General features: G+C 60.3%; 5 protein-coding genes. 4 read left to right on the top strand and 1 reads right to left on the bottom strand.

Annotated features, from left to right (window positions below; all coding sequences use genetic code 11):
• Nucleotides 1–6: 6 nt before the first annotated feature.
• Complete coding sequence (locus Enr13x_RS16210) at nucleotides 7–591, bottom strand: hypothetical protein (protein ID WP_145387768.1); 585 nt, start codon at nucleotides 589–591, stop codon at nucleotides 7–9.
• 415 nt (nucleotides 592–1006) lie between these two features.
• On the opposite strand from Enr13x_RS16210, the gene Enr13x_RS16215 reads away from it, so the two are divergent.
• The 4 genes from Enr13x_RS16215 to Enr13x_RS16230 all read left to right on the top strand — a co-directional run bounded on the left by Enr13x_RS16215 (nucleotide 1007) and on the right by Enr13x_RS16230 (nucleotide 16247).
• A complete protein-coding gene (locus tag Enr13x_RS16215) occupies nucleotides 1007–7264 on the top strand; it encodes a hypothetical protein (RefSeq protein ID WP_145387770.1) in 6258 nt (2085 codons plus the stop codon).
• Nucleotides 7261–12621, top strand: coding sequence for a protein kinase domain-containing protein (locus Enr13x_RS16220; RefSeq protein ID WP_145387772.1), 5361 nt, complete (start codon nucleotides 7261–7263; stop codon nucleotides 12619–12621). The genes Enr13x_RS16215 and Enr13x_RS16220 overlap by 4 nt, the downstream gene beginning before the upstream one ends.
• A gap of 269 nt (nucleotides 12622–12890) precedes the next feature.
• Nucleotides 12891–13625, top strand: coding sequence for a spermine/spermidine synthase domain-containing protein (locus Enr13x_RS16225; protein ID WP_197456068.1), 735 nt, complete (start codon nucleotides 12891–12893; stop codon nucleotides 13623–13625).
• Between the two features lie 63 nt (nucleotides 13626–13688).
• Nucleotides 13689–16247 carry a DEAD/DEAH box helicase gene (locus Enr13x_RS16230; protein ID WP_145387776.1) on the top strand — a complete coding sequence of 853 codons (2559 nt, stop codon included), beginning with the start codon at nucleotides 13689–13691 and terminating at the stop codon, nucleotides 16245–16247.
• Nucleotides 16248–16337 lie beyond the last annotated feature (90 nt).

The following is a 16337-nucleotide window of genomic DNA, read 5'->3' on the forward strand; positions in this document are numbered from 1 at the left end:
CATGGTTCATTCGGCCACCGCGCCGACTAATTCGTCGGGCCGCTGTCGGATCAAGCGGTACGGCAGCAGAGCGGTATCGATCAGAAACTTTGCTCCCGAATGCAAATTGGTCATGATCCCGTCGGAAAAAATCCATTCGGTTTGGCCGCAACGTTCCAGCGGCGCGTCTTCGAAATACAGGCGTCGTCGTGTGTAGGTCGTCACGGAATCGAGCGGGTAGTCCGGACCATCGCCGCCGGCGGTCATCCACACGACCTGCGGCGGCGTGAAACCCGGTTGTGAAACCTGAGGTGGTGATGCCAATCCGGATAGCTGAATTTGCGAAAGCGGTTTGTCCAATCGAGCAAGTTGCATTGCCGCGACGTCGCGTTTGCGTTCGTCGGGGGGTGGGACCGGTTCGGACTCGTTTTTGGGCTGTCCGAATGCTTCGGGGGTGGGACGCGGCACCGCGGGCGAATCGCCTGGCGAAGCGGGGCGGCTGACGTCGTCGAGCTGGACCGGAGAAAGTCGCAGCGGATCCGCGGGAGCTTGTCCCAATAGGCTGGAGCCGATCGTCAGCGCGGCGATCACGGAGAGAGTCGGTGCGTTCATGGACAGATTGCGGTGGGTCGGCGATGGAGAACAAGCCACTCCCACTGAGTTTTCGACTGCCATGAGCGAGGATTCCCAGTAAAATCGTTACGGCCGGAAGATTTTCGCCCATTTAACAGATTTGATTTGGCGCCCCCATCCGGCGTCATGATGCTTGGGGTTTTCCTGGTCTGTCGGCCTTGACTGGTTTGTGCAGTGTGACGTCGTGGTTCTCATCAAGCCTCATTGGGGCGACTTCGATTCAAGCCCTAAGAGGGGATTTATCATGCTTGGCCGTGGGGCGAAAAATGACGATGGGGCCGGTCGTCGGATCGGGGGCTGGCTGCGCGCCTTCATCGACAGGCGCTCCGTTGCCCGCGTACGTCCGCTGGCGTCGGCTGGGCAGCCTCGGTGGGTGACGCCTCGCCTCACCCTCTTGGAACCACGAATCGTTCTCAACGCGACGGCAGAACTCTCGGCCGCCAGCGGACTGTTGATCTTTGGCGATTTGGCCGACGATGAAGTTCACTTCGAAACCGTTGGGGGCGGCGATTCCATTCAACTGACCGATGCCTTCGGCGCGGTGATTCCGATCGCAGGCCATCACGGCGGCGCGACCGGTAATGAGACCGATCCGTTGGCGGTTTCTCAGATCACCAACGGTCAGGTGACGATCGATTTGGGCGGCGGGGACGATCTGTTGCAGATCGAATTGCCCGACGGAATCAATTTGGATGTGATCGACGCCGATGGGGAAGACCGAACCGTGCTCGGGTTCCAGCCCGTTACGTCGCCATCACCCCCGACGGAAATCAACATCGTTGGCGAGGCGATCGAGTTGACGCCCAGCGGTACGTCGATCCAGTTCGCCGACCGAACGGTCGCCCTGACCGGAGGCGTGGTCCTGGGAGCGGCATTGCCCACCGGTTTGACGCAGATCGACCTGGGGTCTGGGGCGTTTGAAGTGCACGGAACCGTGACGCTAGACGGCAGCGTTCGTCTGATCGGCGATTCTGCTGAGGTGCTCTGGCAAGACGCGACCGTCAGCGCGTCGTCGAGCGACTTGGATCTGTTCTTTGAATTGGATCCCAATTCGGATTCGTTGATTCGCATCGGGCAAATGGATGCGTCCGCGGGCGATTGGATCGAAGACGTTCGCGTGGTCAGCGCCACCGAGACCTCTTTCGCCGGCGACGTCACGATCCAGGACACCTTGTCGATCGATGTTCGCGATCAAGTCAACGTGCAAGGCGACGTGACCGCGGGAACCGTAGGCATTCGTTCCGGCGACGTTGTGTTCGAACAGACGATGACCGAATTGAACGCGGCCCAGCATTTGACGCTCGATGGAAATCACCGCACCCTCGGCCCCAACGACAGCGTGATGTTGTCGTCTGGCGATTCCGTCACGATCCGTGGTGAATTCCAAGGCGGAGATCAGCTTTCCGTTGATGCCGTGGGGGCCGTCACCGTGGACGCTGATCTGACCGATTGGAACGGAATCAGTTTTGCCGCCGACGATGGGATTCAAATCGTTGGTGCCGCAACGACCCCGCGTCAAATCTCGGCAACCGGTTCGGTGACCTTCCAGAACGACGTCACCTTTGCAGCCGACACGGAACTGCAGGCGATGAACGTTCGTTTTGATGATGCGGTTTCGGTCCAGACAACCCGCGTGGTGGAACTGGACGCGGTGATGATCGACTCCCAAGGCCAGACGGCAATCGAAAAACATGGTGACGGCGAACTTGTCTTGCTGGCCGAGAACGCATCCAGCACGGATCTGATGGTGGTTGAAGGAACCTTGCGGGTGGACGGGAGCATCGATGCGGCCGCGGCGGTTGAAGTCCGCGACGGTGCCGTGCTTGCCGGCAGCGGCGAGATTCGCGGAGCCGTGACGCTCAACGGAGGCGCGCTCGCGCCGAACGAATTCACCAGCGGCTCGTCCACCGGTCAATTGCGATTCGGTGCGTTAAGCCTGAGTGCCGACGCGACGTACCAGGTGGATGTGGACGGATCGACCGTGGGCCAATCGTTGGATTCGGTCGCCATCGACGGCCAACCGATTGATCTGGTCGGGGCCTTGTTGCAGTTGGACATCGCCGTCACCTTGCCCGGCGATACCGAGTTATTGATCCTCCAAAACGACTCCGACGGTCCGGTGACCGGGCGGTTCGTTTCGAACGTCGACGAGGACGGTCAACCGCTGGCGACACCCCGTGAATTGTTCGACGGCGCCCGTGTGTTGACTCGGTTTGGTCCCGGTGCTGCTGCGGTGCCGGCGTTCATCACGTATTTCGGTGGCGATGGAAACGACGTCGCGATCGTGACCGCGGGGGATCGTTTGCAGCCGGCCGGAAAGGTCACCATCGTTTCACGAGCGGGCGTTGATTTGGAAATCCGTAGCGGCGATTCACTGGCCGACGCCCAGATGGCTGATCCGACCGTTCGGCCGATCGCCGGTCTCAACGGCGGCATGCTTGTTTTGGATGCGACGGCCGAGCAGGCGGAATTGTTGATCGACGTCGATGGTTTCGTCGATGCCGGTGCGAATCCGTTGCACTTCGATGTGGACATCGTTTTTGACGCCACGCAAGTCTTCGGCGACGCGTCGGTGACGATCTTTGACAGCGATCGCAGCACGGTCGATTCTCCCGATCAATTTGATTTCGTCTATCACAGCGCCGATGAAGTTGGTTTAACCGTCCAACACGATCCATCGCTTGCGCCGGCGTACGACATCAACATGCTCGGCGTTGGTCGGGTCGATCTGCAGTTGCCGTCGGCGGTGCTGTCCGCACAGTTGACTCGCGCGGCAGATCAACTGGACGTGGTCGCCGATCCAGACCCGGCGATGACGCAGTGGCAACTGGCCAGCGGTGGCCGAACCGGCGAATTGCGTTTTGAGAACCCGACCGACAGTCTTTTCATCGATGGACGCGATGGAAACGATCGGTTGTCGTTTGCCGGTTTCGGACAGGACTTTGAAGCGGTGCCGACCGTGGTCGGTGGACAGGGTGACGATGAATTAAATTGGAATGCTGACGTCGAGGTCGGGATGCTCGGTGTCGCCGACACGTTTCTGCTGGACGCCGAATCGGTGACGATCGATGGCGATTTGACGTTGATCGGCGGCGGCGACATTCGGGTCAATGCCGGCGACGCGCTCCTGGTGCGCTCGACCCTCGATGCCGGCACCGGTCGAATCGTCGTGGACTCGGCCGCGTCGCAGAGTGATTTGTCGCTCGGGACGCTCCGCAGCACCGCCGCCGATGTCGCGGTGTCGCTGCATGGTGGCGATTACTTATTGGGAGACATCTCCACGCCCAACGGCACCCTGGTCCTGGGAAGCGACGATGGACTAGGCCGCATCGGCTCGGTCGGGCAAGCGATCGGATCGCAGATTGATGCGATGCAGGTCACGGCTTCGTCGACCGGGCAGTTGAACTTGGGGTCGACGAATAACACGATCGACGACGTGCATGTTGCGGCCGATCAGGGCGTGACGGTGCGCGATTCGGCGGATGATCTGCGGTTGTTCGTCTCCGCCGCGGACACGATCGATGTTCAGGTGGCCGGGGACTTGGTGCTGGAATCGGCCGCGACGACGAATGGTTTGGTCAAGCTGATCGCCGCCGGAAATGTCGTCGCCGACGCGGGAGGGGCGAGCGTCAACGCGGGTGGCGATCTGGTGGAGATCACGGCGGGGGGCGCGTATCCGGGACAATCCAACATGCCCGGAACGATGGCCTCGATCGGTTCGGCTGCCGTTCCCATTCACGTTGCGGCGCTGCAATCGTTTTCCGCCAGCACCTCGGGGACCGGCGGATCGATCTTTGTGAACAGTTTTGAACTCGCTGGATTTCCAGCGTCCACCGGGACCTTGCCGATCGGCTTGGTCGATGCCGGCGACGGGCGGATTGAGATCGATGCGGTCACGATCGACGACGCCGATCTGGATTCAACCGTTGACCTGATCGGACGCGAGATCGGTCTGGGGGCCCGCTCGGGTATCGGTGCCAGTGACACAATCACCGTGACCGGCGTTTCCGATCTACAGGCGATCACGGACCAGGGGACAATCCGAATGGACGTTCTGGCGGATCGGACCGTCAATCTGTCGCGCGTCTGGACCGGAGGCGGTGTCGGCGAAGAAATCCTGATCCGCCATCGAGGCGACGATCGCTTGTCGATCATCGACGTCGGCAATGCAAACGGTGACGTCACCATCTGGACGGAAACCGCGTCGATGGATGTCTTGTCCGACGTGTCGCCGACCGCCCTGTCGGCCGGAGGCACCGGCAAGATCGTGCTGCAAAACCTGGGCGGCCAGTCGGACATCACGATCCGTGGCGGCGTGGTCAGCGAGTCGGGTGACGTCACGATCGCATCGCGGCGAAACCTGGTTGTCGCGCCGACCGGCAGTTTGACTTCCTTGGACGGAACCATTCACCTGTCCGGCGGCAATGCCATCGGTTTGCCAGACAGCACGGTTGCCTTGCAAGACGGCTCGCTGATCGATGCCGGGGCCGGCCCCGTGATGGTTCAGACGCCGGGCAACGTCTTCGTCTCGTCGATTCGCTCGGCCCACAACGGACAAGCCATTTCGATCGAGTCATCGTTCGGAGCGTTGATCGATGCGGGTGACCAGGCCGTGGATCTGGTCGCCGAGTCGGGGCAGGTGCGAATCGATGTTGCCAGAGGAATCGGTGACGCAGACGCGATCGAGACGGAAATCGGAGCGCTGGTTGCCTTCGTCCGACAGTCCGGCGGGTTGCAAATCAGCGAGGGCTCGGCGATCGAGTTGGTCGACGTGCTGACGGTCGATGGGAACATCGAAATCGTCGCCGTCGGGAAGATCGTGGCGGATCGAGTCCGGTCACAGAATGCCAGCGGCCAGGACGCGGACCAGCACCGGGATGTGCGTCTGGTTGCCACGGCGGCCGACAGCGACATCCTGGTCCGATCCATCGTGACCGACACCGCTCAGTCGGCCGGGCAGGTGACCGATGTCGAATTGGTGGCCGGCGACGACGTGCTGTCCTTCGGGGCGGACTCGTTGTTGGTCGCGGACGATCTTCGCATCGAGAGCGGCAACGCGACCGATGACGCCGCGGAGGCGGTTCGGTTGGTCACCAACGTCAATGAATTGGAATTGAGCGTCTTGGGAATCGGCCGCGGTGACGTGCAAATCGATGAAGTCGATTCGATCCGATTGGCGTCGTCCGACCGGCAGGACGACGGCGAAACGGTCGCGACGGTCAACGGCGAAATCCGAGTCCGCGCGGCGGAGTCGATCACCGTGTTCGATTCGTTCCTGATAGACGACCTGAACTCGCGGCGCGGCGATGTCGAACTCATCGCCGGCGGTGCCAACGGCCGCATTCGACTGCAGGCCGGCGAGTTGATTCGGTTGGACGATTCGGTCCAGATCCAAGCCCAACAAAGTGTCGCGGGGGCAGTGATGATCGATGCCCCGCAGATTGTGTTGGGGCAAGACTTTCAGATCGAAACCGGTGACGGTGTGGGGGTCGCGCGTCGGTTTGCCACGCGACCCGATGACGGGGTAACCGACACCGCGTTTTATGATGCCACCACGATCGCAACAAATCGACTGGAGCAGGCGGCGGTCAACGATGCGACCGGCGTGTTGACCGTCGACATCGGCAATCCCGGCGAACGGGGATTAACGATCAACATCGATTGGGGCGCCGCGACGCAGCGCTTTCAACAAATTGATGCATTGAGCGGCGATGCACCACCGTTGCAAGTCGAACACTTGTACTTGGAACCCGACATCCTGGATGCCCGATTCAACGGTCGAACATCCGCGACCGATCCCTTGGAAGTGCGGTTTTCGGTTCGCCACCACGAGTCGATCGTGGTGACGGGGGCAACGATCCAACAGGCAGACAGTGCGGTCCAGCGGGTCGAGGGAGAATTGATTTCGTCGACCGACAATCCGCTAACCGAGGATGATTCCGTGACGCCGATCTTGGAAAACGGATCCGCCCGTTTCATCATTCCATCGTTGTCGATTCCGGTGGCGTTCTTTCCCGTCCGGGATGTGATTCCGGTGATCGAACAGACTCCCGTCTTTGTCAGCACGGAATCCACGGTCGTGGTCTTGGGCGGGGCGTTGGAAACGACCGAAGTGGTCGCGTCGACGACGACCGCCCGCGAAGAGTACTTTCAAATTCGTGTGCTGTCGCCTGACCCCGAAGGCGACGACTTGGTGCCACCGACACGCTTGCCGGACGACATCATCAGCGGTGATCAACTAAAAAAACTGTTCCAGTCCTTGCCCGATGGACGCTACGAGATCCAGTACGTGCTCGGCGACGGCAACGTGCGTTCGATCTTGAGCGTGGACCTGAGGAACGGAAAGCCGGTTCTGCCGGGTGATGCGCCCGACGGAGGCGCCCTGCGACTGATTCCCGTCCAACCGGATGAGGGATTGGGCGATCAAGACGCTGGCGATCCCGAAGCTGGCGATTCGACCGAGGCGGACCCGCGGCTCGATCAATCGTCCCATTGGGCTCCACCACCGATGCGATTCGATCGTAGCGAAGACATTCGTGGCCCGGAGACGTGGGACACCCCTCGAATCGGCCGGTTCTCGGTAGCGGGGCGATTTCGAGCGCGTGTGGAATCGATGAACGCGGCTGACGCTCTGGAGGCGAGCGAGCGATGAGTGCCGAAGACCGCAACGACGACCAAGAGGATACGCTGGATGACGTCGACCAAAGGGGGGCGTCCATCGACGAGACCAAGGGCGACGCCATCGACGAAACCTTGCAGTGGGCCGAGCCGTCGGATCAGACGACGACCGATGTTCCATCATCAAACACCGAAGCCACGCGTGTTTTCGCCGGCGGCTCTGCGGCCAATCAGACCGCCAGCGATCTGAATGAAGAGACCGTTGACGAAGTCCCGCCGTCGGTGATGCACAGCCGCGACATTTCCCAGACGATCAATCCGCGAGAACTGAGCAAGGAGGATGCGGCATTCTGGGGATCCGCCGCGATCGGGGCCAGCAAGCAGAACAAGGCCGAACCGTCCCAGTTGCGTCCCGCGGTGGAACGGTCCATCACCGAATCGAAACTGCAGATTCGCGAGCGTGACCTTGCCATCCCGACCCGCGACCCCGATTCGCCGTCGGACTATCGTTTGATTCGATTGCTCGGTCGCGGTGGCATGGGGAATGTCTACGTGGCGCGACAGGCCTCGCTGGATCGGATGATTGCGGTCAAGGTGATCAAGCCGCTGCCCAAGGCCAAACGTCAATCGCTCCGCCAATCCGGTCGCTTGAAGGACGTCGAACACGAGCGGCGTCAGCAATTCTTGTCCGAGGCGGTCGTCACGGGTGACCTGGATCACCCCAACATCGTTCCCATTCACGACATCGCCGTGGCGGCCGACAACACGTTGTTCTACGCCATGAAACGTGTCGTCGGTCAGCCTTGGCTGAAGACGATCGAAGAACGATCACGCGACGAAAATCTGGAAATCTTGTTGAAGGTCTGTGACGCGATCGCGTTCGCGCACACGCGCGGCGTGATCCACCGCGACATCAAACCCGAAAACATCATGCTCGGGGATTTTGGCGAAGTGTTGGTGATGGACTGGGGGCTGGCGATCGCCAAACCCGAATTCGAGAAACGCGACTCGATCACCTTCACCGCCGGCTTGGGCGGGACACCGGCTTTCATGGCGCCGGAGATGGCGCTCGGTCCGGTCGAGGCGATCGGCCCGCACAGCGATATTTATCTGCTCGGTGCGACGTTGTTTTACATCATCACCGGCGTTCCACCGCATCGGGCCGATAACGTCAGTCAGTGCATCCGCAAAGTCGCGGCGAACGAGATCCAAGACGCATCGACGCAGCATGGCGGCGAGTTGTTGGAGATCGCGTTGCGGGCGATGGCGACCGACCCCAAGCAGCGCTACGAGAGCGTGCAAGCGTTCCAGCAAGCGATCCGGTCGTATCGATCCCACTCTGAAAGCATCGCGATCTCGACGGCGGCCCAGCAGGAATATCAACGGGCCCAAGAAACGTTGCGTTACGAGTCCTTTTCACGCGCCGGTCACGGTTTTGAACAGGCCCTTGCGCTTTGGGATGGCAATCAAGCCGCCATGGAAGGCTTGGATCGATGTCGGATCGATCACGCCGCAGCCGCCTACGAAAACGGCGACTACGACCTGGGATTGTCATTGCTCAATCCCAACGAGTCGAAACACCTGCCGCTGATCGAAAAATTGAACGCGGGGTTGCACCAACGCGAACAACGTTTGGTTCGTTTGCGACTGATGCGCCGGCTTGTCACCGCCAGTTTGCTGTTCATTCTGGTCGGCGGAAGCATCGCGTTGTACGTGATCAATCAGAAACGCAATGAAGCGAACGAGCAGCGTGAACTTGCCGAAACCCAACAGCAGGTAGCCGAGCAACAATCTCGGCTCGCGACGGAGCAGCGGGATCGGGCGGAGGAATCCGAGCAGCTGGCGGCCAATCGGCTGGTCGAAGTGGAGCGGGAGAAGGCCAAGGTCGAGCTTCAGAAGAAAATCGCGGAAGACAACGAACGGGATGCAAAAGACGCGCGGATTTTGGCCGAGGAGAATGAACAGAAAGCCAAGGATCAAGAACTGATCGCCAAGCAAAATGCCGACGATGCGCTTCGACAGAAGCTGAAGGCCGAGCGGAGCGAAAAAGCTGCGTTGGTGGCACTGGAAAGGGCGCGGTATGAATCGTACCTGTCTCAAATCGGTTTGGCCAAAGCCCGCGTGGACGGCAATGAATTTGACGATGCACGATTGATCTTGACGTCGATTCGGGCTGCCCGACGCGACCAGTCACCGGCCTGGGAATGGCGTTACTTGTGGCACTTGGCCAACCAATCGCGATCGTCGTTCCGATTCGATTCCGGAGTCAGCGATCTTGCCATGGCAGCGGACGGTCGGTCCGGAGTCGTGGTTTGCAACGATGGCACGGTGCATCGCGCCAAGATCGGCGATGCATCGGGACCGATTTGGACGCGTGATGATCTGTTCGCGACGTGCGCGGACATCGCCATCGATGGCCAATGGTGTGCGATCGGGACGCAACGGGGGACTGTCTTGATTGTCGACCCGATGACGGGGCGGACCCTGCACGTGCTGGACGGACATTCCGCGACCGTCAACGATCTGGAATTTCTGGCCGACGGACGGTTGTTGTCCGCGTCCTCCGATCGCACGGTCGCACTGTGGGATCCCGGCAACGAGCGACGAGTCTCGCGCGGCTGGCATATCGCGCCGGTTGTTTCGCTGGCATCGCGTCAATCCGACAGCGGTGATCCGCCGACCATCATTGCTGCGGTCAGCGATGGGAAAGCGGGACGCGTCGTCGCGTGGCAGATCCAGTCCGACCGGTTTGCACGAATCGGAGAGTTTTCCGGTCATTCCTTCCCGGCCATTGCGTTGGCGCTGTCGAGTGATGGGCAACTGGCCGCATCCGGAGACACACGCGGCAACGTGTTTTTGTGGCGTCCCCGGCAACTGCGGCCCACCGATTTTGACGCCGCGCTCCAACGGGCGATCGATTCCATCAGCGACAATCCCGAGTCACCCGAACCGTCGGTCGCTGGACAGCCAGCCACGCCAACACAAACGCCAACACAAACAGCGGCGCGATCCGACGGAGATGCGATCGTCGCGAGCTGGAAAGCGCATCCGGACGCGATCGCCGTGATGCGGTTCGATGATGTCGACCAAACGCTGTTGACCGGATCGGATGACTACACGATCGCCGCGTGGATGGTTGCCGATCAATCGCTGCGGTACACCCTGCGTGGCCATGGCGGATGGGTCCGCGCGTTGGCAATCCGAGCAAACGCCGTGGGACTGGGGGACGCAGCCATTGTGTCGGGATCGGCCGACGGAACCGTTCGGGTTTGGGATCGCTCGACACCCGAATCGGTTTCGCAGGACGTGGACGACGCGACCGATGAGACGCAAGGGCCCGCGACCCAGATTCGCACGACCCCAGAACACGGCACGCAGTTACACGGCGCGCAGTTAAACGGCACGCGGCTACACGGTGACGAAATCCTGGCCGCGCGGCTCGATCGTTCCGGCTCTCGCGTGATTTCAGCCAGCCGCGACCACACCGCTCGGATCCTGGGGCTGGACCGAACGGGATTGATGTTCCGCGAGCTCGCGCGGATCAACACCAACGAAGCTGCGGCGGGCGAATTGAACGAAGGGACCGAGTTTTTGGCGATGTCGGCGCGGCTGGATGCGTCGGGAAAACGTTTGTTCGTCGGCAGTGCGGATGCGACGATCCGGATTTGGGATGTCGACTCGGGGACTCAGCTCGGTGTGTTGCAGGGGACGGGGCTCAACAACGCTTTTGCACTTTCCCAGGACGGTCGCCGGCTGTTGTCCGGTTCCAGTCGACCGGATGCCAAGGCATTGTTGTGGGATGTGGATCGGCGAAACGGAGCACCCAAAATCGTGCATCGTTTGACCGCCGGCGATCAAGCGGTGACCGCGTTTGCGTTGTCCAGTGATGGTGAATTCGCGGCAACGGGAGATCGCGGGGGGCGTTGTTTGCAGTGGGACGCGACGACGGGTCAACCGATCGGTCCGCCGATCGATCTGTTGCGAGGGTACCGAATCAACGATCTGGCGATTTCGCCGGACGACCAATCGCTGTGGGTGGCCAGCGACAACGGGCAATTGACGGAAATTGATTTGCAGTCGCGGCAACCGCGGCGCCGGTTGGATCATGACGGTTTTGTGACCGCCCTCTCGTTGTCACCGCGCGGGGACCAGGCGATCACGATCACCGCGCAAACCGCAAACAACCGCTTCGTCACGACGGCCACGTGGTGGGATCTGGCAACGCAAGACAGCCGTCGGCTCGATCGGGTCGCAGCGCCACTCGATGCCGACGGCCAGGCCGCCGGTGATAGCGCGCGTCTGACGTCGGCACGCTTCGGAAATCGGGGAAATCAGGTCGTGGTCTGTCGTCAAACCAAAGACGGACGCGGCGGCCGCGTGATATTGATCGATCTGGCCAGTCAAAAAAACAAGGCCTTTGATTTGCCGGCCGCGATCGGAGCACCCGAGACGGGGTTGTTGTCGCTCAGCGACCAGTTGATCACGCTCAATGGCGAAGCCGCCTTTCGTTGGTCGATCGACGCGATGGCACACGTGAAAAGCTATCGTCCCCACGCCTCGGTGGTCGATGCCTGTTTCTTTCCCGATGGAAAGATCGCCGCCACGGCCAGCCGAAGCGTGCGACTGTGGCAGACCGATTCGGGCGAGGCGATCGACAAGCTGGAAAACCCGCACGCCGGCGCGATAACGGGGCTGGATGTTTCAAGCCGTATGGACGAACTCGGTTATCGAATTGCAACGTGTGGCGCAGAAGCTGCCGCGCGACTTTGGATTTGGAAAGATCGCCAATCGGGTTTCCGCTTGGAACGCGAGTTCGGGATCGACGAAGCCGAAATCAAGCAGCTGCAGTTTTCGCCCGATGGCGGGCGGTTGATGCTCGCCGGCGCCGATGGTTCGATCCAGCTACACCCAATCGACGGTTCCGCTGCGACGTTCCGCTGGCGACTGCCCGAGGGGCTGGCGCCGACCTGTGTGGCATTTTCGAGCGATGGTCGATATTTGGCGGTCGGTGCTTCGGACAAGACCGCCTGGTTGATTGATTCAATGGCAGACACGGACGTCAAGCCGCGGGTGATGCGCGGCCACGCCGATCGAATCGAATCGATTGCCGTCTTAAACGACGGTTCCGGCCAAGTACGAGTGCTGACGGCATCACGCGACAAGTCCGCGCGGGTGTGGGATCCGCGTTTAGAAGTTCTCGAAGACGACTTGTCGGCGGATTCCGAATTGATCTTCGGCCGCGAAGTGCTGGCCCTGCGTCGCCACACCCAGGGTGTCACGGCGATCGACTGCACCGGCGACGGAGATCTGGTCATGACCGCCGCCAGAGACGGAAAAGTCCTCCTGTGGCCGGCACCCCAACGTGCCGCACTCGATCCCGTCTTGCCCTAGTGATTCGTCAACTTTTGAACTTAGCAACGAGCGGAATAGAAGTGTCGGATCTCTTGAAGTGGGATAGGCTTCCAGCCTGTCATTTCAGCATCGACAGGTTTTTGGTACCTGACCCCTTTTCCGCTCGACCGTGAAAGAGCCCTCTGCGTAGGAGCTTTGACAAGATCCACTACCGGAAAGGGTTTGAGCGATTGACGGGCTTCCTGTTCCGGTCGGCGCGTTAAACTCGTTGGACGCCGCCGCGCAAATTGTTGGTCTGGGTGGGCGCAATGCTCCCCATCCAACCGCAGGAAACGATGATCGACCTCAAAATTCTGGCCTATGAAGAGACTCCCCTCGGACCACTTTGCCTGAGGCGGCGCAAGACCTTGTCCGAGCCACGGCAGTGGGTCACCGAAGTGACGCTGAATCATGAGTTTCTGATGAGTAGCTTGCACACCGATTCCGAACGGGCATTGGCGACGATTCCGTTGGAGCAGGCTACGGGAAGCGGGTTGCGCGTGCTGGTCGGTGGGCTGGGGCTTGGGTACACCGCCCATGCCGCGTTGGCTTTCGAACGCGTGGAGCATGTCGAAGTGATCGAGTACCTGCCGCAAGTCATCGGCTGGTTGCGTGACGAAATGACCCCGCTGGCCGAGGAGCTGAACGACTCGAATCGTTTGAACGTCTCCCAGGGTGACATTTTCGAGTTCTTGCTCGCCGAACCGACGCAGCGACGGTTCGACGTGATCTTGATTGATGTCGATCACTCGCCCGAAGACCAACTGGCGAAGAAGCACGATTCGTTTTATCAAGTTGACGGTCTAAGAAGGGCTGCGGCGCATTTGACAGAGCAAGGATCCTTTGCGTTGTGGTCCTATGATCGACACACGCCACTTTGGGATGCGATGCAGCAGGTTTTCGCGTCCTCGACGGCTCATCCGATCACCTATTACAACCAACACGTCCATGAATCGTTCACCGACTGGTTGTACGTCGGCACAATGACGTTGAAAAACGATTGAGCGACGGGGCAATCTCTGTTCGCCCCGTGTCAATGCGGTGCCCCGCCATGCTACAACATGGGCATGAACCACGAAGAACCGGCCGCCGTAGATCCTTCGGCGGCAGCAAAACAGATCACCGTTGATCCCGATCTGGATCGGGATACGCTTGCCACCGAGTACTTTTCGCTACTTCCTTACGAGCCCTACCCGGTTCAGGAAGAAGCGATGCTGGCGTACTTTGCCGGCGATCCCGATCGCGGCGACCAGGGCGTGTTGATCTGCGCTCCGACCGGAACGGGCAAGACCATGATCGCCGAAGCGGCGGTGTACGAGGCCCTGCGGACCGGTCGGCGGATGTATTACACCACGCCCCTGATCGCGTTGACCGATCAGAAACTGGATGAATTGCGAGAGAGTGCGGTGCGCTGGGGGTTTCCCGCCGACAGCGTGGGGCTGGTCACGGGCAATCGACGCGTCAACGGGGATGCGCCGGTGCTGGTCGTCGTCGCCGAAATTCTGCTCAACCGGTTGCTCAATCCCGAGGCCTTTGATTTTTCGGACGTCACGTCGGTGGTGATGGATGAGTTTCATTCGTTCAACGATCCCGAACGCGGCATCGTGTGGGAGCTGACGTTGGCGTTGTTGCCCGCCCACATTCGCACCATGTTGTTGAGTGCGACAGTCGGCAACTCGCTGGAATTCACGTCCTGGCTTTCGCGCGCCCACAACCGCCGATTGCAGCTGGTCACCGGAGATGAACGCAAGGTGCCGCTGCAGTATGAGTGGATCGGCGATGAGATCTTGAATGACTTTGCCGAAAAAATTGCCGCCGGGGATGACGAAATCCGCCGCACGCCATCGCTGGTGTTTTGCTTTTCTCGCTCGCAGTGCTGGACCGTGGCCGAGATGCTCAAGGGAAAAAGTCTGATCGACAAAGAGCGTCAAGCCGAACTGGCCGACTACCTGAACGCGGCCGACATGGCGGACGGTGCGGGACCGAAGCTGAAGCAGATTCTGATGCGCGGCGTCGGAGTGCACCATGCCGGCGTCATGCCACGCTACCGGCGAATGGTCGAGGAGCTGTTTCAACGCAAATTGTTGGCGATGTGTGTTTGCACCGAAACGCTTGCCGCGGGAATTAATTTGCCCGCACGCAGTGTGGTGTTGCCAAGTTTGTTGAAGGGGCCCAAGGATAAACGCAAACTGGTCGAAACGGCTTCGGCACAACAGATCTTTGGCCGTGCCGGACGACCGCAATTCGACGATCGAGGTTTCGTTTATGCCTTGGCCCACGAGGACGACGTCAAACTGAACAAGTGGCGGGAAAAATTTGATTCGATTCCCGAGGACACCAAAGATCCGGGGCTGCTGAAAGCCAAAAAGCAGCTGAAGAAGAAAATGCCCAAGCGGCGAACCGGTGAGACCTACTGGACCGAACAACAATTCATCCAACTGCAAGAGGCCGATTCGGCAGACCTTTCCAGCCGCGGACAATTGCCATGGCGTTTGCTGGCCTACATGCTGGGAAAGGATTCCAGTGTGGCGCCGCTCCGCGAACTGGTCTCTAAACGTTTGTTGACGCCCAAGAAAATCGAAGAGGGGCAACGGGAATTGAACCGAATGCTGATCACGATGTGGCAGGCCGACTATTTGCAGCTCGACCCCAAGCCCGTTCCCGCGTCCGCCAGTGATCTCCAATCCAAACCGCCGGTGGCGAAGAAGGTTGCCGGCGAGAAGACCAAGGCAGCGGAACCGAAATCCAGCACGGGCGGATTGTTCGGCGAGTTGTTGGATCAAATGCGCGACGAGGCGCCAGAGTCGGTGGCCCAACCGGTGGAGACGGATGAGGGTGCCGAGCACGATGAGCCACGGGTGAAGCGATACGACCTGGACGCTTATCGTCCGCAGGTTGCGACGCCGACGAAGCATCTGGATCGTTTGGTTCATCTGCGCAGCATCAACCCGTTGTTCGGCGTTTACTTGGCCGACTTGCTGGCAACCGCGGATCCCGAAGAACGGATCGCGTCGTTTGAGAGTGTGTTGGAAGTTCCCGGCACCGTCGCAAGGTTCACGCGCATGCCGCGGATCGAAGACATGCCGCCGGGAACATTGGCCACCACGCGGCTCGATCCCCAGTTGCTCAAGCTCGGCTTGGCGACTCCGGAAGAGCTTGGTGCGCGGGGCGAAGACGAAGACGAGGATGTCCAGGATCGCGGATTCGGCCGCGTGATGTTCGAAGAGCCGCGAGTCTGGCCGCTGACGATCGGCGAAAAGATTCATCGCCTGTTCCAGAATGATTACCCCACGGTGCAGGGCGTCCGCGTACGACCGGTTTGGATCGTCGGCGAACTGCTCAATTACGACGGCGACTTCAATAAATACGTCACGACGAAGAAGCTGCAGAAAGAAGAAGGCATCCTGTTACGTCATTGCCTGAGAATGATTTTGTTCCTGGACGAGATGGCCAACGTGCCACCGGAGAACACGACGGTCGAAACCTGGGAAGACCCGCTCGACGATCTCGCGGAGATCTTGACCGAAACCTGTCGCAAAGCCGATCCGCAAACGACCGAAGAAGTCCTCTCCCACGACGAAACCCTCGAAGATGCCTTGATCAGCAGCGGACGAAGGAAAAACTGAGCGGAGCGAGTGGATCGATCTCGGAGAGGGCAGGGGAGAGATGGCAGAATGATTCGGGGCAGAATGATGGAGCAGGGCGATCGGGAGAAA

The organism is Stieleria neptunia (assembly GCF_007754155.1).
GTDB lineage: Bacteria > Planctomycetota > Planctomycetia > Pirellulales > Pirellulaceae > Stieleria > Stieleria neptunia.

Coding starts and splice junctions, on each gene's coding strand:
- Enr13x_RS16210 (WP_145387768.1), bottom strand. CDS start 591: ATGAACGCACCGACTCTCTCCGTGATCGCCGCGCTGACGATCGGCTCC.
- Enr13x_RS16220 (WP_145387772.1), top strand. CDS start 7,261: ATGAGTGCCGAAGACCGCAACGACGACCAAGAGGATACGCTGGATGAC.
- Enr13x_RS16225 (WP_197456068.1), top strand. CDS start 12,891: ATGCTCCCCATCCAACCGCAGGAAACGATGATCGACCTCAAAATTCTG.
- Enr13x_RS16230 (WP_145387776.1), top strand. CDS start 13,689: ATGAACCACGAAGAACCGGCCGCCGTAGATCCTTCGGCGGCAGCAAAA.